This is a genomic window from Roseateles sp. Mitsp63, assembly GCF_059491535.1.
Map to the genome: position 1 here is coordinate 1,050,707 of NZ_CP168509.1, position 18,687 is coordinate 1,069,393.

Genomic DNA, 18,687 nt, shown 5'->3' on the forward strand with positions numbered 1-18,687 from the left:
TGCCTACTGTTCACGCGGGCCGAGGCGCGTCCTGCGCAGGGCTCGGTGCAGTCGCGAGTTTTGAAAATGATAACGAAACTTGTGCGCCGCTCGGCGGTAGATCGGCGCCGCTCGCGCCTGGGAGATTCACCAGCCTGATCCGCGCGCCGTGCTCGTCGGCGATTTTCTTCACCACCGCCAGCCCCAGCCCCGTCCCCTTGGTCTTGGTCGTGACGTACGGCTCGAAAGCCCGCTTCAAGACGTGTTCGGCGAAGCCCGGACCGTTGTCCGTCAGGACCAGCCGAAGCGCCCGCAGCTCGCCGGCGTCGTTCAGCGCCTTCTGCGTGCGCACGACGACCTTGCCCTCCGGCCGCTCGCTGACCGCGTCCAGCGCGTTCTGCACCAGGTTGTGGATCACCTGGCGCAGCTGTGGCGCGTCGCCCAGGATCAGCGGCGGATCCGTCGCCAGGTCGGCGCTCAACTGGCCCGACTCCTGCGCCTCGGCATACAGCGTCAGCACCTCGGCCACCAGCGCGTTCAGGTCCAGCGGCGCCAGCTTGGCCGCCGGCAGCCGCGCGTAGTCGCGGAACTCGTTGACCAGCTGCTTCATCGCCTGCACCTGGTTGACGATGGTCCCCACCGAGCGCACCAGCATCGACTGGTCGGCGCCCTCGAGCTTGGCCTCCAGCTTGAACTGCAGCCGTTCGGCCGACAGCTGGATCGGCGTCAGCGGGTTCTTGATCTCATGCGCCAGGCGCCGCGCGACCTCGCTCCAGGCCGCCGAGCGCTGCGCCGACACGACCTCGCTGATGTCGTCGAACACCAGCAGCCGCGCGTCCTGCGGCAGCGGCGCGCCGCGCACCAGCAGCGTCAGCGCGGTCTTCTCGTCGAGCTGCAGCTCGAACGAATCCTGCCAGTGCTCGCGTTCGCCGGCCTCGGGGCTCTGCAGCTCGAAGCGCTGCCAGATGTCCTTGCCGAAGGCCGCCAGCGCCGGCAGGTCCTCCAGCGGCCGGCCGACGTAGGCCGACAGCGGCAGCTTCAGGATGCGCGTCGCGCCGGGGTTGACGGTCTCGATGCGGCGATCGGCGTCGAACACGATCACGCCGGCGGTCAGGTTGTCGAGGATGGTCTGCACGTGCGTGCGCGCGCTCTCGAGCTGCGTCACGCTGAGTTCCACCTGCGCCCGCGCGTCGGCCAGTTGCTGCGTCATGTCCGCGAACGAGCGCGTCAGCCCGCCCAGTTCGTCGCCCGAGCGGAACACCGGCTTGGCCTTCAGGTCGCCGCGCGCGACCTCGCGCATGCCGTCGGCCAGCAGCAGCAGCGGCTGCACCAGCTGGTTGGACAGCGCCACCGCCAGCAGCAGCGCGGCGAACACCGCCAGGATCAGCACCAGCGTCAGCGTGCCCAGATACATGCGCCGCAGCCCGTCGCGCAGCAGCGAGCGCTGCAGGTATTCCTGGTTGGCGGTCGAGACGTTCAGCGCGTTGCTGATGACCTTGCCCGAGATCTGCCGCACCACCATCAGGTAGCGGTCGCTGTTGGTCAGTTGCAGGGCGGTGCTCTGCAGCAGCGCGAGCGAGCGGATGCGCGCCTCGCCCAGCACCGCCTGCTGCTCGTCCTCGAGTCCTTCGAGCCGCGAGGCCACGCCGTTGTTGCGCGCCTGCGCGAGCAGCGCGGCGCTCGGGCGCGCGGGCGTCTCGCTGGACTCGCCGCCGGCCGACAGCACGATCTGGCCGTTGCCCGCGACCAGCGACACGCTGCGCGCGCCCAGCTGGTCGCGCAGCCGCTCCAGCGCCAGCGGCGCCAGCGCGCCGTCCTCCCAGCGCTCGGCCGCGGCGCGGGTCCGGGCCGTCTGCTCGGCGCGCAGGTTCTCCAGCGTGTCCTGGCCCAGCGCCAGACCGGCCTCCAGCGCGCTCGCCAGGCGCTGGTCGAACAGGCTCTCGATGCTGCGGTTCACGAATTGATAGGAGACGGTGTAGATCAGCAGCCCCGGCGCGACGCCGACGAACGCGAAGATGCCTGCCAGCTTGAGCAGCAGCCGGCTGCCGAAGCGGCCGCGCCGCACGCGCAGCGCCAGCCGCGTGCCGGCCACGCCGATCACGATGATCAGCGCCGTGGCGACGGCGACGTTGACCCAGAACAGCCACAGGTAGTGGCGCTCCAGGAAGCCGCGCTGCGCGGTGGTGCTGATCGACAGCAGGAAGGCGAGCATGCCGCTCGCGCCCGCGATCGCGGCCACGGAGATCAACCACGCCAGGCGTGCCGACTTGGTCACGGGTCAGGATCCTTGCTGGGTCAAAGAAGGGAAGGGGGAAGCGGGAACGGAAGAGGCGGCGGAATCATCCACGCGGCGTTGGCGTTCAGGGCTGCGGCTTGTTGGGCGGCGGCGCCGACGGCGTCTCGAGGTTGAGCGTCAGCGTGCGCTCGACGCCCAGCGTCCAGCCCTGGCTGCCGCCCAGGCCGATCTGCATCGGGCGGGGCAACTGGGCGGTGTCCAGCTTGTAGCTGAACTCCAGGTAATAGCGGCCATCGTCCTCGATCTCCTTGGCGTCGGCCACTCTCCAGCCCGAGACGCCGCGCAGCGACGCGACCGCCTCGCCCAGCGTGTCGAAGCTCTGATGCAGCCCGCCAGTGCTGACCCGGTACTGGCGCGTCAGCGGCTGCCAGGTCAAGCGCCAGGTCCGCGAGGCCTGGGCGACGCGGGCGTCGCGCCAGTACCAGCGGTTGCGCAAGACCTGGACCTCGGCGACGAAGTAGACCGCCACGCCCTTGAGCAGCGCGTCCTCGGCCGCCTTGGGCAGTTCGAAGCGGGTGCTGAAGCTCAGCGCCAGCCCATCGTCGGCGCGCTCGGCATTGAGCAGCTGCAGCGTCACGCCCTGCGCCAGCGCCCAGCCGTGCAGCACCAGCAGCGCGCCGACGAGGGTCAGGCGCTGCCACCAGGATCGCAGCGGAACGGGACGGGATGGCGGGGACACGCGGACGGGACAGGATCGTGAGGGATTCCAGGGATCTGGGGGAGGTCAGGCCTTCTGCAACAGGGCGTAATAGAAGCCGTCGGTGACGGCGGCCTCGCCCGGCGCGGAGTCCTGCGGGGCATTGTCCGCGAGCGGCAGCAGATGCCCGGCCCCCTGGTCGAACTGACGCGACCGCGCATCGCCATGGCGTTGCAAAAACGCGTCGATCTGGTCCTGTCCCTCGGCCTTGAAGACCGAACAGGTCGCGTACAGCAGCCGGCCGCCCGGTTTCAGCGTGGGCCACAGCGCTTCGAGCAGCTCCGCCTGCGTCCGCGCCAGCGACGCAATGTCGTCGGGCCGCCGCAGCCAGCGCACGTCGGGATGGCGGCGCACGATGCCCGAGGCGCTGCAGGGCGCGTCCAGCAGGATCGCGTCGAAGGGGCGGCCATCCCACCAGCCGGCGGTGTCGCGGGCGTCGGCGGCACGCACGGCGCCCTCGAGTCCGAGCCGCCCCAGGTTCTGGCGGACGCGCTCGAGCCGCTTGGCATCGGCGTCCAATGCCAGCAGATCGAGGCGGTTGCCGGCGAGTTCCTGCAGGTGAGCGGTCTTGCCGCCCGGCGCGGCACAGGCGTCGAGCACCCGGGCGCCGGCGCCCAGCGCCGGCCAGTCCTCGTCCGGGGCCAGGTCTTGCGGACGGCGCCGCCCCAGCAGCAGCGGCGCGGCGAGCTGGGCCGAGGCATCCTGGACCGACGCATGGCCGGCATCGAAGCCGGGCAGGGCCTGGACCGGGCGCGGCTCGTCGAGCACGACCGCCTGCGGGAACAGCGGACCGGCGGCGTGGGCGGCGATGCCGGCCGTGCGCAGCCGGGCCAGGTAGCCGTCGACGTCGTCATGCGCCGGATTGACGCGCAGCGTCATCGGCGGCCGCTGCTGGTTGGCCCGCAGCAGGCCTTCCCATTCGGCGGGCCAGTCGGCGCGCAGCCGGTCCTGCCACCAGCGCGGATGGTTGAAGCGGGCGATCGGATCGGACTCGGCGGCGGCCACGAGCGCCTCGCGCTCGCGCAGGAAGCGTCTGAGCACCGCATTGGCGAAGCCGGCGGCATTGGGCGCGCGCTGGCGCACCGCGTGCACGGCCTGGTCGACGAGGGTGTGGTCGGCGTAGGCGGTCTCGCCGGGCCAGAGCAGCGCCAGCGCGGTCACGAGCAGCGCGTCCACGCGCGGCGGGGGGTTCTTGGGCGCGAGCACGGCGCGCACCGCCTGCGCGGCGCCGAGCCGGCGCAGCACGGTGAAGCTGAGCGCCTGCACGCCGGGGCGCAGCTCGGCGGGGCAGCGGGACAGCCAGTCGGTCAGCGATTGCCCGTCGCGCACGGCCTGGACGGCGTCGGCGCAATGGGCCAGCAGGCGATGCAGCGGCGGGGCCGGATGCTTGGGGGAGGGGGCGGAAGACACCGCGGGAGTTTAAGTGGCCGCCCATGCCCGCCCCCGCGCAAGGACCTTGCTTTCGCAATGCCTTCCGGATGCCGCGACAATCGCGGCTCACCCATAAGAACGCAGGCTCCATGACAGGCACCCCGATCCTGAGCCCCGAGGACCTGGCCGCGCGGCCGGCCTCGGACCGCATCCGCTACCGGCTGGTCCAGGCCGGGCGCCGGCATCATGCCAACGACAACATCGCCGAGTTCATCGAGCCCGGCGAGCTCGATCAGCTCCAGGCCGAGGTGCAGGCGAAGATGCAGGAGGTCCTGCAGGCGCTGGTGATCGACACCGAGAGCGATCACAACACGCAGGAGACGGCCAAGCGCGTGGCCAAGATGTTCGTGAAGGAGGTCTTCGCGGGCCGCTACGCGCCGCCGCCGCCGGTGACCGAGTTCCCGAACGCCGAGCGCCTGAACGAACTGATGATCGTCGGCCCGATCACGGTGCGCAGCGCCTGCTCGCACCACCTGTGCCCGATCATCGGCAAGGTCTGGATCGGCCTGCTGCCCAGCGAGCATTCCAACCTGATCGGCCTGTCGAAGTACGTGCGCCTGACCGAATGGATCATGAGCCGCCCGCAGATCCAGGAAGAGGCGGTGGTGATGCTGGCCAACGAACTCCAGGACCGGGTCCGGCCGGACGGCCTGGCGATCGTGATGGACGCCGACCACTTCTGCATGCACTGGCGCGGCGTCAAGGACATGGAGTCCACGATGACCAACAGCGTCATGCGCGGTTCCTTCCTGAAGGACGCGACGCTGCGCGCGGAGTTCCTCGCGCTGATGAGGAAGAAGGGCTGAGCGCCCGGGCGAACCTCGGCTGGTTCAGCGGCCGGCTCAGAGGCTGCGCGCCTCGGTGAAGCCGACGAAGCTCATCAGCACCCGGGTCGGGAACTGGCGGATCGCCACGTTGTAGGCGTCCACGGCCTGGTTGAAGACCTGGCGCGAGAACGCGCGCTGGCGGTCGATCATCTTGAGCTCGTCGACGGCGCCCCCCAGGTCCGGATCGGCGCTCAGTTCCGCGTGGTGCTCGACCAGCGACACCAGCCGCGTGAGCGCCGCGCCATGCACCGCCGACGCGATCGCCAGCTGAGCCACCGGATCCGCCGCGTAGGGGCGGGCGCGCACCGCCTGCGTGGCGGTCTTGGCCTCGGCCTGCGCCGCGGCCAGCGCGTCCAGGCTGGCCTGCTCGCTGGGCAGGCGCTCGCGCAGGCGTTCCAGCAGCAGCTCGCCATGGGCGAAGCGGCGCGTCAGCGCGTCATCCAGCTGCGCGAAGGCGCGGGCGATCTCATTGCGCAGCAGCATCACGCGGTTGTACGCGCCGATGCACCAGAACAGCAGCACCGCGCCCAGGCCCCAGAGCCACCAGTTCAGATGCAGCGTGTTCACGTCGCTCATGCCGCTCACGCCCCCGATGGCGCCGCGCCGGCGGCGGCCTTGCCGCGCTGGAACTCGTGCCAGCCCCTGGCGCGCAGCTCGCAGGCCGGGCAGTGGCCGCAACCCCAGCCCCAGGCGTGACGCGACTGGCGCTCGCCGAGGTAGCAGGTGTGCGTGTGCTCGACGATCAACTCGTTGAGCGCCGTGCCGCCCAGCGACTCGGTCAGCGCCCAGGTCTGCGCCTTGGTCAGGAACATCAGCGGCGTGTCCAGCGTCATCGGCATGTCCAGCCCCAGCGACAGCGCGACCTGCAGCGCCTTGAGCGTGTTGTCGCGGCAGTCGGGGTAGCCGGAGAAGTCGGTCTCGCACATGCCGCCCACCAGCACCGACGCGCCGCGGCGGTAGGCCAGCGTCGCGGCGAAGGTCAGGAACAGCAGGTTGCGTCCCGGCACGAAGGTGTTGGGCAGGCCGTTGGCCTGCAGCTCGATGGCGCGGTCCTGCGTCAGCGCGGTGTCGGAGATCTGGCCCAGCAGGCTCAGGTCGAGCAGGTGGTCCTCGCCGAGCTTGGGCGCCCAGTGGGGGTAGCGCGCGGCGATCTCGGCGCGCACGGTCTGGCGGCAGTCGAGCTCGATGCGATGGCGCTGGCCGTAGTCGAAGCCCAGGGTCTCGACCTCGGCGAAGCGGTCCAGCGCCCAGGCCAGGCAGGCGGTGGAATCCTGGCCGCCGGAGAACAGCACCAGCGCCTTGCGGCGCGAGGCGTGGACGGCGGGAATCGGGGCGGTGGCGGCGTCGGACATGGCGCGGATCAGGAAAAACGGCAGGCCGGAAGTGTGCCAGCACCGTGCTACCGTCGCCCGCCCAAGGAGGAAAAGCAATGCAACGACTGTTCACGACGCGCGCCGTCGCGGGCGCGGCGCTGGCCGCGATGACGGCCGGTCCGCTGGCCCTCGGCGAGGCCCGCGCGGCCGCCGGATCCGCGGGGGCGCCCGCCATTGCGCAGGTGCTGCTGTACCCGGGCGGCGCGCAGATCGACCGCGCGCTGCGCGTGCCGGCCGGCGCGGCGCAGGCGCGCTTCGCCTGCCTGCCGGCGGGCCTGGAGCGCGACGCGCTGCAGGTGCAGGCGCCGGCGGGCGTCAATCTTGGCGAACTCAAGATCGAGCGCGTCGCGCGCGACTCGCTGCCGGAATGCCGCCAGCGCGATCCGCGCGTGCGCGAGGTCGAGCAGCAGCGCGCCGCCGTCGAGGCGGAGATCGCCGGCGTCGATCTGGCGCTCGGCTACCTGAAGGGGCTCTCGGACCGCGAGGCGCGGCCCGGCGCCGCGCTCGGCGCGAGCCTGGACACGCTGCGCCGCAACGGGCAGGAGCTCACCTTGCGGCGTCAGACCTTGAAGGACCGGCTGACCGATCTCGGCAACGACCTGGCGGCAGCGAAGGCGGCGGCGCCGACGGCGTCGGCCCAGGTGTCGGTGGTGACGCTGCGGCTGTCGACGGCCGAAGCGGCCGACATCGGACTGTCCTATCGCGTCGCCGGCGCTGGCTGGCAGCCGCAATATCGAGCGCGCCTGGACACCGCGACCGGTGCGCTGGCGATCGAGCGCCTCGCGCAGATCGCGCAGACCAGCGGCGAGGACTGGACCGACGTGAAGCTCAAGCTCTCGACGGTGCGGCCGCGCGATGCCGTCGCGATCGAGCCGCTGGTGCCCTGGACGCTGGCGATCCAGCAGGAGGTGCTCGAGAAGGCGACCCTTTCCCGGATGGCGATCGCGCCGGCGATGAGGGCCGCCCCGGCGCCGGCCGCGGACATGCGTTCCGTCGAGGTGACCGGCTCGCGCATCACGGAGATGGTCCGCTTCGATCCGAGCGTCTTCGAAGGAGAATTCGGCGCCGAGTACGACCTGCCGCAGCGCGTGACGCTGCGCGCGGACGGCGCGATGTCGACGGTCAGCCTGGGCCGCACGGCCGAGCAGGCGCGGGTGCTCGCCCGCGTGCAGCCCCGGAGCGAGGCGGCGGCCTACCTGATCGCCGAGCTGCCGCGCCCGCAGGGCTCGTGGCCGGCGGGGCCGGTGCAGCTGTTCCGCGACAACGCGCTGATCGGCCAGGTGCCGCTGCAGTTCGGCGGCGAGACCCCCTGGACGCTGCCCTTCGGCCTGGACGAGCGGCTGCGCGTGCGCGTGGAGCCCGACAAGCGCGATGGCGCCAATGCCGGCTTCATCGGCGGACGCCGCGAGGTCGTGGTGACGCGCCAGTGGCAGGTCGAGAACCTGCGCGGCAAGCCGGTCACGCTGCAGGTGCTGGAGCCGGCGCCGGTGTCCGAGCACGAGGACATCCGCGTGCAGACGCAGTTCACGCCGCCGGTGACGAAGGCGGACTGGCACGACCAGCGCGGCATCCAGATGTGGGAGCTGCCGCTCGCGCCGAATCAGACGCAGCGCTTCCAGGCGGTCTACAAGGTCAGCGTGCCCAAGGACGCCAACGTGCCCAACCTGCCCTGAGGGCCGGCAAGGCCGGGGGATGACAGGGGTGAAGGTCAGGACCGCGTCAGGTCCTGATCTCGCCCTGGCCCAGCACCACCCACTTCATCGAGGTCAGGCCCTCCAGGCCCACCGGGCCGCGGGCATGGAACTTGTCGGTGGAGATGCCGATCTCGGCGCCCAGGCCGTACTCGAAGCCGTCGGCGAAGCGCGTGCTGGCGTTGACCATCACGCTGGCCGAGTCGACCTCGCGCAGGAAGCGCATCGCGTGGACGTGGTTGGTCGTCAGGATCGCGTCGGTGTGGTGCGAGCCATGGCGGTTGACGTGGGCGATGGCCTCGTCCAGCGAGTCCACCACCTTGATGCTGATCACCGGTGCGAGGTACTCGGTGTCCCAGTCCTCGGGGGTGGCTGGCCTGAGCAGCTCGCGCGGCACGGCGTCCAGGTGGGCCAGCGCGCGCGCGCAGCCGCGCATCTCGACGCCCTTGGCCGCGAACACCATGCCGATGCGCGGCAGGAAGTCCGACGCCCGCGCGGCATGGACCAGCAGCGATTCGGTCGCGTTGCACGGGCTGTACTTCTGCGTCTTGGCGTTGTCGACGACGGTCACGGCCAGGTCGAGGTCGACCTCGGCGTCGACGTAACTGTGGCAGTTGCCGTCCAGGTGCTTGATCACCGGCACGCGCGCCTCGCGGCTGATGCGCTCGATCAGGCCCTTGCCGCCGCGCGGGATGATCACGTCGACGAAAGCCGGCATCGCGATCAGCAGGCCGACCGCGGCGCGGTCGGTGGTGTTGACGAGTTGCACGGCGGCGCGCGGCAGGCCGGCTTCCTCGAGGCTCTCGGCCACCAGCGCGGCCAGGGCCAGGTTGCTGTGCAGGGCCTCGGAGCCGCCGCGCAGGATGCAGGCGTTGCCGCTCTTGATCGCCAGTGAGGCGGCCTCGATGGTCACGTTGGGGCGGCTCTCGTAGATCATGCCGAACACGCCCAGCGGCACGCGCATCTGGCCGACGCTGATGCCGGTGGGCCGGCGCTTCACGCCGGTGATCTCGCCGATCGGGTCGGGCATCGAGGCGATCTGGTCGCAGCCCTCGGCGACGGTGGCGAGGACCTGGGGGCTCAGGCGGAGCCGGTCGATGAGGGGGGCGTCGAGGCCGGCTCCCGTGGCGGCGGCGAGGTCGCGTTCGTTGGCGGCGGCCAGGGCCGGACCGGCTTCGCGCAGGCGGCGCGCCAGCGCGAGCAGCGCGCGGTTCTTGGCGGCGGTCGGGGCGGCGGCCATCAGCGTCGCGGCCGCGCGGGCCGCCTCGCCGACGCCGGTCATGTAGGCGGTGAGGTCGGTCATAGACGGAGGATTCTGACTGATGCTCCGCGATCGCCGCCGCGCCGGGGCCATCGCAAGCGGCAAGGAGAGCCTTCGCGGTGCATGGCTCCTCCGGTAGTGGAGACAGTGATGAACCCCCTCGCCCCCGTGAGGGGGAGAGGGCAGGGGAGAGGGGCTCGTTGCAGTGTCCGTGCGCTGCTGCGATGCGCAGACCCCTCTCCCCTGCCCTCTCCCCGCAAAGCGGGGCGAGGGAGTTCTGACGCGAGAGTAGGCGGCGGGCGAGGGAGTTCTGACGCGAGAGTAGGTGGCGGGCCAGGGGGTTCTGACGCGAGAGCAGGTGGCGGGGCGAGGGAGTGGGCCGTCTTCGGGTTTGTCCCCGGAACGCGGCGCTTGCAGCGGTCCGGTTGTTTCTTCTACAGTCGTAGTACTACATGTGTAGAAACTCAGGAGACTCGGTGGACGAGATCAACGACAGTGACGCCAAGGGCGACGTCTCGCTCAGCGAGCTGCAACTGGCGCTGATGCGCGTGCTGTGGACGCGCGGGCGCGCCAGCACCGCCGAGGTGGCTGAAGCGATGCGCGAACAGCAGCGCCCGCTCGCGCACACCACCGTGGCGACGCTGCTCTCCCGCCTCGAAAAGCGCGGCCTGCTCGCCAGCGAGCGCGATGGCCGCGCGCTGGTCTACCGCGCCGCCGTCAGCGAGCCCGAGGTGCAGCGCGCCATGGTGTCGGGCCTGCTGAGCACGCTGTTCGGCGGCCGGCCCGAGGCGCTGCTCAGCCATCTGGTGGAAGAGGGCGAGCTGGGCGACGACGACCTGGCCCGCATGCGGGCGATGCTCAAGCGCAAGGGAGGCCGTCATGACTGAGCTGCTGGCCGGCTGGCTGCTGAACTACCTGGTGCACAGCACGGCGCTGCTGGGCGGCGTCTGGGCGATCGAACGCGCGGGCTGGCTGAAGCACCCGGCGTGGCGCGAGGCGTTCTGGCGCTGGGCATTCTTCGGCGCGGTCCTGACCGCGAGCCTGCAGCCGCTGCTGCACGGGACCCGCCTGACCCTGCCTGGCGAACTCGCGGCTCCCGCGGCTCCCGCGGCTCAGCCGACCGCGCTCTCGGCGCGCGCACTGCAGCCGGTTCCCTCCGTTGAGCCGAAGCCCATCGCCACCGGCCATCCGGTGGTCGTCGCCGACGAATCGATCGCGCGCCGCCGCGAACTGCTGCAAGACGCGCTCGCCGCGTTGCTGTTGTCGTGGCCGCTGGTCGCCGCGATCGGCATGGGCCTGACGCTGCTGCGCTGGCTGGCCTTGCGCCGCGAGGTGCGCGCGCTCGCGCGCTGCGACGACCACGAACTCCGGCGGGCCGCCAGCGAACTCGCGCGCAGCGCCGGTGTCGCGGTCCCCACCTTGCGCCTCAGCCCCGTCTGGCCGAGTCCGCTGGTCGCGCCCGGCGGCCAGATCTGCCTGCCCGCGTCCCTGATGCGCACGCTCGACGGTCAGCAGCGCGTCGCGGTCCTCGCGCATGAGATCGCCCACCTGCGCCGCCGCGACCTCGGCTGGCGCCTGGCGGCGCGGCTCGTGTCGCAGCTGGGCTGGCTGCAGCCGCTGAACCATCTCGCGATGCGCCGGCTGGACCTGCTCGCCGAACTGGCCTGCGATGCCTGGGCCGCCGCCGAGGCCGGCGCCATGCCGCTGGCCGAGAGTCTCTATGTCTGCGCCCGCGACGGCGCTGCCGCGGGCAGCGCGAAGCGCGGCCGCCGCGCCATGCCGGTGCTCGCGAGCGCGATGGCCGCCGCCCGGTCCCCGTTGATGGCGCGGATGCACGCGCTGCTGGAGGAATCCCCGATGTCCGACTCCACCCCGTCGCGCCGCCGCCTGGGCCGGCTGGCGCTGGCCGCGGGCCTGTGCGCGCTGGCGCTCTCGGTCCCGATGCTGGTCATCGGCAAGGTGCCGCGCCTGAAGCTCGACGTGGGCGCGGTGCTCCGCGACCACAAGGTCACGCGCTACGTCCATGACGACAACGGCCACGAGCAGCGCGCCAGCTATGACGGCGATGTCGTGTTCAACGACGACGAGACCGATGTCGTGTCGCTGGACCGCAAGCTCGAGGTTTCCGAAACGGAACGCGGCGTGACGCGCCGCGCCGAGATCGTCAATGACGGCCGCGGCGGCACCACGCGCCGCTTCTGGATCGACGACCAGGAGAAACCGCTGGACCCCGACGCCCGGCAATGGCTCTCCGCCCAGATCGGCCTCGTGGCCGAGCTGACGCAAGGCAGCGAGCCGCGCGCGCGCCGCCTGCTGCAGCGGGGCGGCACCGCGGCAGTGCTGGCCGACATCGAGAAGTCGGGCGACACCTTCGTGCGTCGCAGCCGCATCGAGGCGCTGCTCGCCGTCGGCCAGCAGGACGATGCGACGCTCTCGCGGCTGATCGCGCAGAGCGCGAAGCTGGAGGGCGATTTCGACCGCCGCAGCGCGCTGGACGCGGTGGTCGCTCACCGGACGCTGAGCCCGGCCTTGCAGCGCGAGGTGCTCAAGGCGACCGGACAGATGCAGGGCGCCTTCGAGCGCCGCCAGGTGCTGGAAGGCCTGGCGCCGCAGCTCAGCCGCGATGCGGCGGTGATGGGCGAGTGGCAGCAGGCGGTGCGCGGGATCGATGGCGACTTCGAGAAGCGCTCGGCGATCGTCACGCTGGTCGAGGCGCAGAAGCGCGTGGACCGGGCGCTCGCCCTCAGCGTGCTCGGCGCGATGGAGACGATCCAAGGCGACTTCGAACGGGCCCAGGTGCTGATCACGCTGGCCGAGCGCATGCCCGCCGATGCCGAACTCATCGCCCGCTACCGGCAGGCCGCGCGCGGGCTGTCGACGCATGAGCGCGGCCGCGTCGAAGAAGCGCTCGATCACCTGACGCCGGTCTGAGCGGCCCGCCGGGCACGCGGCCCGGCATGAAGAAAGGGCGCCGAGGCGCCCTTTCCACCGCGTCAATGAAGACCGCGAAAACCGCGAATGCCGCGAAGACGGTTCACGGCTTCGCCGCCGACGCCGGCACCGACGGCGCGGTCACGCCCACCGGCGCGCCTTGCGGATCGCGGATCTCCAGCGGCTTGCGGCCCACGGACTCGAGCTGCGGCAGCACCTTGTCCTTGTCGCCCACCGCCACGACGATCATCGCCGCGGGATCGACGTAGGTCCGCGTCGCCTTGTAGGCGCTGCCGGCCGTCACCGCGCCGTACTTGCGCGGCAGCGAGGTGATGCTGTCCGCCGGCATGCCCACGGCCCACTCGCTCGCGTAGCTCGACGCCACCACCCGGTTGGTGTCGAACAGCCCCGGCAGCGCCAGCAGCTGCGCGTTGCGCACGCGGTTCAGCTCGGCCGCGCCCATCGGCTTGGCGCGCATGCCGTCGATCTCCTTGAACATGTCGACCAGCGCCGGCCCCGTCACGTCGGTGCGCACGCTGCCGCGGATGCCGAACAGCCCGCTGTCCCGGTTCATCGTGTAGCCCGAGTAGATGCCGTAGGTGTAGCCCTTGACCTCGCGCAGCTGCGTGTTGATGCGGGACGTGAACAGGCCGCCCATGGCCGCGTTCATCACCTTGATGTCCTCGGCGTCGGGCGTGCCGGCCTTGGGCCCGGGGGCCACCACGCTCAGCGCGGTCTGCGGCGCGTTCGGCTTGTCGACCAGCACCACGCGCGCCGCCACCGGCTTGGGCGGCGTCGCGTCGACCACGGGCGCGGCCGTCTTCGGGCGCTCCCAGCCGCCGAACAGGCGCTCGGCCAGCGACTTCAGCTCCTCGGCCGAGATGTCGCCCGCCACCACCAGCGCGGCTTCATCCGGCCGGTAGCGGGTGGACCAGAACTGGCGCAGCGCCGCGGCGTCGGTCGCCTTGATCGAGGCCTCGTCGCCGATCGAGGCCTGGGCCAACGGATGGCCTTCGCCGTAGATCACGCGGTTGGAGACGATCGCCGCCACCGCCGGCGGCTGCTCGCGCTGCTGCTGCAGCGCCGCCAGGCGCTGGTTCTGCATGCGCGCGATCTCGGTTGCGTCGAAGGCCGGATGCAGCGCCACGTCCGCCATCAGCGCCAGCGTCTGCGCGAAGTTGCGCTTCAGGCTGCTGGCCTCGATGCGAGCCTCGTCGCGGCCCGCGCCGGTGCTGATCACGGCGCCCAGCGCGGCGGCCTCGTCGGCGATCTGCTGCGCGGTGCGCGTCTGCGTGCCCTGCTGCAGCATGCTGGCGGTGAAGCTCGACAGGCCGGGTTGCTGCGCCGGATTGGCGGTCTGGCCGGCGCGCACGACCAGCGTCGCGCTCACCAGCGGCAGGCCCGGGTTGGGGACGTGGATCAGCGTCAGCCCATTGGCCAGCACGGTGCGGTGGCCATCAGGCAGCGACAAGGGCTTGGCCTTGCCGCCCTTGGGCTGCGCCTTGCGCCACGCGACGTCGGCGTTCATCGACTCGCGCTCGCCCTTGGCGGCCTTCTGCGGCATCGGCGGGGTGGCCACCTCGGGCGCCAGCTTCTGCTCGCCCGGCGTGGCCTGCACCACGACGCGCGCGTTCTTCTTCAGATACGTGGCGACGACGTCGCGGACCTTTTCCGCCGTCACCGCCTGGTAGCGCGCCAGGTCCTTGCCGATGAAGTTCGGATCGCCGGCCTGCTGGTTGTAGTAATTGATCTGGTCGGCCAGCGCCTGGACCTTCTCCAGCCGCGCCAGCGTGCCGGTCTCGATGGACGCGCGCGCGCGGGCCATCTCGTCCGGGGTCGGCGGATTCACGGCCAGTTCGGCGACGGCGTCGTCGACGATCTTCTGAATCTCGTCCAGCGACTTGCCGGGCCGCGCGACCACCTCGACCGAGAACACCGAGCCCAGCGACAGCGAGTACTGCGACACCGCCACCGACTGCGCCAGCTGCTTGTCGTACACCAGCGTCTTGTACAGGCGGCTGGACTTGCCGCCGCCCAGCACGTGCGACGCGATGTCCAGCTCCGCGTCGCCGGGCTGGAACACGGCCGGCGTGTGCCAGGCGACGTCCAGGCGCGAGAGCTCGATGCGGTCGGTCACGGCGATGCGCTTCTCCTCGGTCAGCCGGGGCTGCGGCACGTTGACCGGGGGCACGGGGTCGCCGGCCTTCAGCGCGCCGAAGTACTTCTCGACCAGCTGCTTGGCCTGCGCGGGATCGAAGTCGCCGGCCAGCACCAGCGTCGCGTTGTTGGGCCGGTAGTAGCTGCGCGCGAAGGCCTTCACGTCGTTCAGCTTGATGGACTGGATGTCGGCATGCGAGCCGATCACCGTCGCGCGATAGGGATGGCCTTCGGGGAACAGCGCCTGGTAGAGCGCTTCCTCGACGATGCCGTAGGGCCGGTTCTCCACCGACTGGCGGCGCTCGTTGCGGACCACGTCCTGCTGGTTGGCCAGCGACACCGAATCGACCTCGTCGATCATGTAGCCCAGCATGTCCGACTTCAGCCACAGGCCCAGCTCGAGCTGGTTGGACGGCAACGTGAAGAAGTAGTTCGTGCGGTCGAAGTCGGTGGAGCCGTTGGAATCGGTGCCGCCGGCGGCGTCGATGATCTTGTCGGCCTGGCCGCGCGGGATGTGGCGGGTGCCGGCGAACATCAGGTGCTCGAACAGGTGGGCGAAGCCGGTCTGGCCGGGCGCCTCGTTGCGCGGGCCGGCATGCACCCACAGGTTGAAGGCCACCAGCGGCAGGCGGTGGTCCTCGACCAGGATCACCTCGAAGCCGTTGGCCAGCTTGACCTTCTCCAGCTTGACGCTGAGCGTGCCGCCGGCGGCGGAGACGGCGCTGGCGCCGGAGCCGGCGGGCGCGGCTTGCGCCGCGGGGGCGCCGCCAAGGGCGGTCAGGACGGCCAGGGTGATGGCGGCGGACGCCGCGGGCATGAATCGCATGGTGGGAGGCTTCCCTTCTAGGTTGGTGCGGCGCACGCTATCCAAAGCGGGCGGCCCTCACAAGTGCCGGAACTCCGAAAGGTCAAGGTCCGGCGATCCCGAACCGCTGGCGCGGTCGAGGCCACGTGAAGACGGCATCAAGGCGGCGCGATCACAGCGGCCGGCGCATCAACTGCTGATGCAGCGGCTGGGGCACGGCCCCGAGCGCGCGCAGCGCGCCGCCGCCGAGGTCCTCGCGCTGCAGCTGCGGCACGCGCAGGCGGCGCTCCGGATAGACCGCCGCCAGGGCCTGGATCAGCGCGCGGGCGCCGGTCTCGCGCGGCGCGACCAGGCTGTGGATCATGACGGTCTCGTCGGGCAGGCTGAAGACGACCTGCGCCTGCGCGGCGGGATCGGCGCCCTCGCCGAGCCGCCACGCGTGGTAGTCGACGCCATGGCGCAGCGTGCCGGCGGTGACCTGCAGCGGCAGGTCGGGCAGGCGCCGCTCAGCGTCGGCTAGCCATGCCAGCGCGGCGGCCATGTCGATCGCGCGGGGCGCCTGGGCGTCCTCGCGGCGGCGGGATGGCGCCGGTGGGATGGTGCCCGGCTCGGCGACGAAGCCGAACAGGTCGTGGATCTTCTGGAAGCCGCGGCCCTCGTAAAGCCTGCGGGCGCGATCGTTCTGCGCGAAGACCTCGAGCTCGACGGCCTCGAGGCCGGCCGCGGCGGCGCGGGCGATGACGTCGTCGAGCAGGGCGGGCGCGGCGCCGGTGCCGCGCGCGGCGGGCAGGGCGCCCATCGTCGCGAGCCGCCAGCGCCGCGCGGCCGGTCGCGGCGCGACGAACGCGAAGGCCAGCGGCGCGCCGGCGGCATCGAGCGCCACGCGCGACAGCGGCAGATCGACGCCCTGGCGCGCGAGGAACATCGGCCACTGCTCGAACGGAATCTGGAAGGGGCCGATCAGGTAGTCCGCGAACGCGCGCGTGAAGGCGGCGTGGAGGGCGTCCGGGGCGACGGTGTCGCCGGAAGCGAAGGAGAACGGGAAGGCCGGAGAGGAGGTCGAATCCGTCATGTCGTCCTTGCGGGCGGGAGGAAGCGGCTCAGTCTAGCCAAGCCGGAATCGCCAGCCAGATCGGCGCGGTGGCGGCGAACAGGAGGGTGCCCAGCACGATGGCGCCGGAGGCCTCGGCCTCCAGGGTGCGGTATCGCTGCGCGAACATCATCGCGTTCGACCCGGGCGGCAGCGCCGCCATCATGACGATCACCGCCAGCGGCATGCCCGACAGCCCGAAGCCCCAGTGCGCGATCCCCAGCACCAGCGCCGGCAGCACCAGCAGCTTCAGCGCCGCCAGGCCCAGCAACGCGCGCATCGCGCCGCGCGGCAGGCCGTAGTACGACAGCGACATCCCGATCAGCACCAGGCACAGCGGCACCACCGCGCTGCCCAGCATCTGCAGCACCTCGTCCAGCACCGCCGGCAGCGCGATGCCGGTCAGGTGCCAGGCGAAACCGCACAGCACCGGCAGCACCACCGGATGGATCACCGTGTTGCGCAGCGTCGTCAGGATGGTGCGCTTCAGGCTGGCGCCACCGGCGCCATGGCGCGCCAGGTCCATCTCCACCAGGATGGTGGCGATGGTCAGCAGCGTCAGCGCGTGCAGGCTCACCACCGTGATGTGCACCGCCAGGCCGCTCTCCCCGAACACGCCCGCCACCAGCGGCACGCCGACCTGCAGCGTGTTGCCGAAGCTGGCCGTGATCGAGCGCACCGCCGGCGCCGCCGGGCTCTGCGGATGACGCTTGCGCTCGTACAGGTAGACCGACACCAGCATCAGCACCACCGGCGCGAAGAAGGCCGCGACGGTCAGCCAGGGCAGCGACGCGAAGTCCACCCGCGCCGTCGTGCGGAACATCAGCGCCGGGACGAACAGATAGAAGGCGATGTTGGAGAGGATGCGGGCGGGATCGTTCTCCCCGCCCGCCTGGCCCAGCCAGCGCATGTGACCGACGAACCAGCCCATGCCCGCGGCGATGAAGATCGCCAGCAGCTTGTAGAACAGGACGGCGGTCACGCGCGGGCCGGTCCGCTCACTTGGCCAGCGGCAGCGTGATCGCGTCGACGCGGGCCAGGATCTCCGGCGTCAGCTTCGGCGTCACGGCCAGCGCGCCGAGGTTGTCCTGCAGCTGCGACAGCCGGCTCGCGCCCAGGATCACCGTCGAGACGCGCGGGTTGCGGTTGATCCACGCGATCGCCAGCTGCGCCAGCGAGCAGCCCAGCTCCCTGGCGATCGTCTCGAGCTCGCCCACCGCGGCATTGCGCTGCGGGTCCTGCAGCTGCTCGCGGATCCAGGCCATGCTCTCCAGCGACGCGCGGCTGCCTTCCGGGATGCCGTGGCGGTATTTGCCGGTCAGCAGACCCGAGGCCAGCGGGCTCCAGGTCGTCAGGCCCAGGCCGATGTCCTCGTACAGGCGGGCGTACTCCTTCTCCACGCGCTGGCGGTGGAAGAGGTGGTACTGCGGCTGCTCCATCACCGGCTTGTGAAGGTGGTGGCGCTCGGCGATCTCCCAGGCGGCGCGGATCTCGTCGGCGCTCCACTCGCTGGTGCCCCAGTACAGCGCCTTGCCCTGCGTGATCATGTCGCTCATCGCGCGCACCGTCTCCTCGATCGGCGTGTGCGGGTCCGGGCGGTGGCAGTAGACCAGGTCGATCTCGTCCAGCCCGAAGCGCTTGAGCGAGCCGTCGATGGCCTGCATCAGGTACTTGCGGTTGAGCGTGTCCTTGTAGTTGACGGTGGTGCCCGACTTGTCGATGCCCCAGTAGAACTTGGTCGAGACGACGTAGCTGTGGCGGCCCCAGCCCAGCTGGCGCAGCACCTGGCCCATGATCTCCTCGCTCTTGCCGAGCGCGTAGGCCTCGGCGTTGTCGAAGAAGTTGATGCCGGCGTCGCGGGCGGCGGCCATCAGCTCGACGGCCGAACCGGTATCGACCTGGTTGTGGTACGTGACCCACGAGCCCAGGGAGAGTTCGGACACCTTCAGGCCGCTGCGGCCGAGTCGACGGTATTGCATGCGCTTCTCCTTTTTCGAGGGGCGCAAGGGTAGCGGAGCGACGGCCGGTTGTCAGTCGGCACGGCGAATGCCCCGTCCCGCCCATGGACGCGTGGGCGAATGGCGAAGACTCGAGCGCCGCCGCGAACGCCCTGCACCCGTGGCGCCACTGCATGCGCTTCCTCGAACCC

Annotated in this window: 14 protein-coding genes; 4 read left to right on the top strand and 10 right to left on the bottom strand. The window is 71.4% G+C overall.

Annotated features, from left to right (window positions below; translation table 11 throughout):
• Positions 1–10: 10 nt before the first annotated feature.
• From ACEN96_RS04515 to rsmB, 3 genes are all read right to left on the bottom strand, one after another.
• Entirely contained in the window at positions 11–2,254 is a 2,244-nt protein-coding gene (locus ACEN96_RS04515) for a sensor histidine kinase (RefSeq protein ID WP_495586864.1), read from the bottom strand.
• A gap of 85 nt (positions 2,255–2,339) precedes the next feature.
• Positions 2,340–2,954 (bottom strand): DUF4390 domain-containing protein, encoded by a 615-nt coding sequence (locus ACEN96_RS04520; RefSeq protein ID WP_495586865.1) that lies wholly within the window; start codon positions 2,952–2,954, stop codon positions 2,340–2,342.
• 45 nt (positions 2,955–2,999) lie between these two features.
• A complete protein-coding gene (rsmB, locus tag ACEN96_RS04525; RefSeq protein WP_495586866.1) occupies positions 3,000–4,382 on the bottom strand; it encodes a 16S rRNA (cytosine(967)-C(5))-methyltransferase RsmB in 1,383 nt (460 codons plus the stop codon).
• Positions 4,383–4,492: 110 nt separating this feature from the next.
• Here rsmB and folE point away from each other — a divergent pair, with 110 nt between their 5' ends.
• Positions 4,493–5,209 carry a GTP cyclohydrolase I gene (gene folE, locus ACEN96_RS04530; protein ID WP_495586867.1) on the top strand — a complete coding sequence of 239 codons (717 nt, stop codon included), beginning with the start codon at positions 4,493–4,495 and terminating at the stop codon, positions 5,207–5,209.
• 36 nt (positions 5,210–5,245) lie between these two features.
• Here the strand turns inward: folE and ACEN96_RS04535 are convergent, their stop codons facing one another.
• Entirely contained in the window at positions 5,246–5,806 is a 561-nt protein-coding gene (locus tag ACEN96_RS04535; RefSeq protein WP_495586868.1) for a LemA family protein, read from the bottom strand.
• A gap of 5 nt (positions 5,807–5,811) precedes the next feature.
• Positions 5,812–6,582, bottom strand: a complete 771-nt coding sequence (queC, locus tag ACEN96_RS04540) for a 7-cyano-7-deazaguanine synthase QueC (RefSeq protein WP_495586869.1) — start codon at positions 6,580–6,582, stop codon at positions 5,812–5,814.
• Between the two features lie 77 nt (positions 6,583–6,659).
• On the opposite strand from queC, the gene ACEN96_RS04545 reads away from it, so the two are divergent.
• A complete protein-coding gene (locus ACEN96_RS04545) occupies positions 6,660–8,276 on the top strand; it encodes a DUF4139 domain-containing protein (RefSeq protein ID WP_495586870.1) in 1,617 nt (538 codons plus the stop codon).
• A gap of 46 nt (positions 8,277–8,322) precedes the next feature.
• On the opposite strand, the gene ACEN96_RS04550 is transcribed toward ACEN96_RS04545, so the two are convergent.
• The gene (locus tag ACEN96_RS04550) at positions 8,323–9,597 is read right to left on the bottom strand and encodes a glutamate-5-semialdehyde dehydrogenase (protein ID WP_495586871.1); all 1,275 of its coding nucleotides are present in this window, start codon (positions 9,595–9,597) and stop codon (positions 8,323–8,325) included.
• Between the two features lie 434 nt (positions 9,598–10,031).
• Here ACEN96_RS04550 and ACEN96_RS04555 point away from each other — a divergent pair, with 434 nt between their 5' ends.
• A complete protein-coding gene (locus ACEN96_RS04555) occupies positions 10,032–10,442 on the top strand; it encodes a BlaI/MecI/CopY family transcriptional regulator (protein WP_495586872.1) in 411 nt (136 codons plus the stop codon).
• Positions 10,435–12,486, top strand: coding sequence for a M56 family metallopeptidase (locus ACEN96_RS04560; protein ID WP_495586873.1), 2,052 nt, complete (start codon positions 10,435–10,437; stop codon positions 12,484–12,486). The genes ACEN96_RS04555 and ACEN96_RS04560 overlap by 8 nt, the downstream gene beginning before the upstream one ends.
• Before the next feature lie 103 nt (positions 12,487–12,589).
• Here ACEN96_RS04560 and ACEN96_RS04565 read toward each other — a convergent pair whose 3' ends face one another.
• The 4 genes from ACEN96_RS04565 to ACEN96_RS04580 form a co-directional block, all read right to left on the bottom strand.
• Positions 12,590–15,469: a M16 family metallopeptidase gene (locus ACEN96_RS04565; protein ID WP_495586874.1), complete on the bottom strand. Its 2,880-nt coding sequence runs from the start codon at positions 15,467–15,469 to the stop codon at positions 12,590–12,592.
• A gap of 151 nt (positions 15,470–15,620) precedes the next feature.
• The gene (locus tag ACEN96_RS04570; RefSeq protein WP_495586875.1) at positions 15,621–16,520 is read right to left on the bottom strand and encodes a GNAT family N-acetyltransferase; all 900 of its coding nucleotides are present in this window, start codon (positions 16,518–16,520) and stop codon (positions 15,621–15,623) included.
• A gap of 28 nt (positions 16,521–16,548) precedes the next feature.
• Complete coding sequence (locus ACEN96_RS04575; protein ID WP_495586876.1) at positions 16,549–17,520, bottom strand: AEC family transporter; 972 nt, start codon at positions 17,518–17,520, stop codon at positions 16,549–16,551.
• 16 nt (positions 17,521–17,536) lie between these two features.
• The gene (locus ACEN96_RS04580; protein ID WP_495586877.1) at positions 17,537–18,517 is read right to left on the bottom strand and encodes a potassium channel beta subunit family protein; all 981 of its coding nucleotides are present in this window, start codon (positions 18,515–18,517) and stop codon (positions 17,537–17,539) included.
• Between the last annotated feature and the right edge of the window lie 170 nt (positions 18,518–18,687).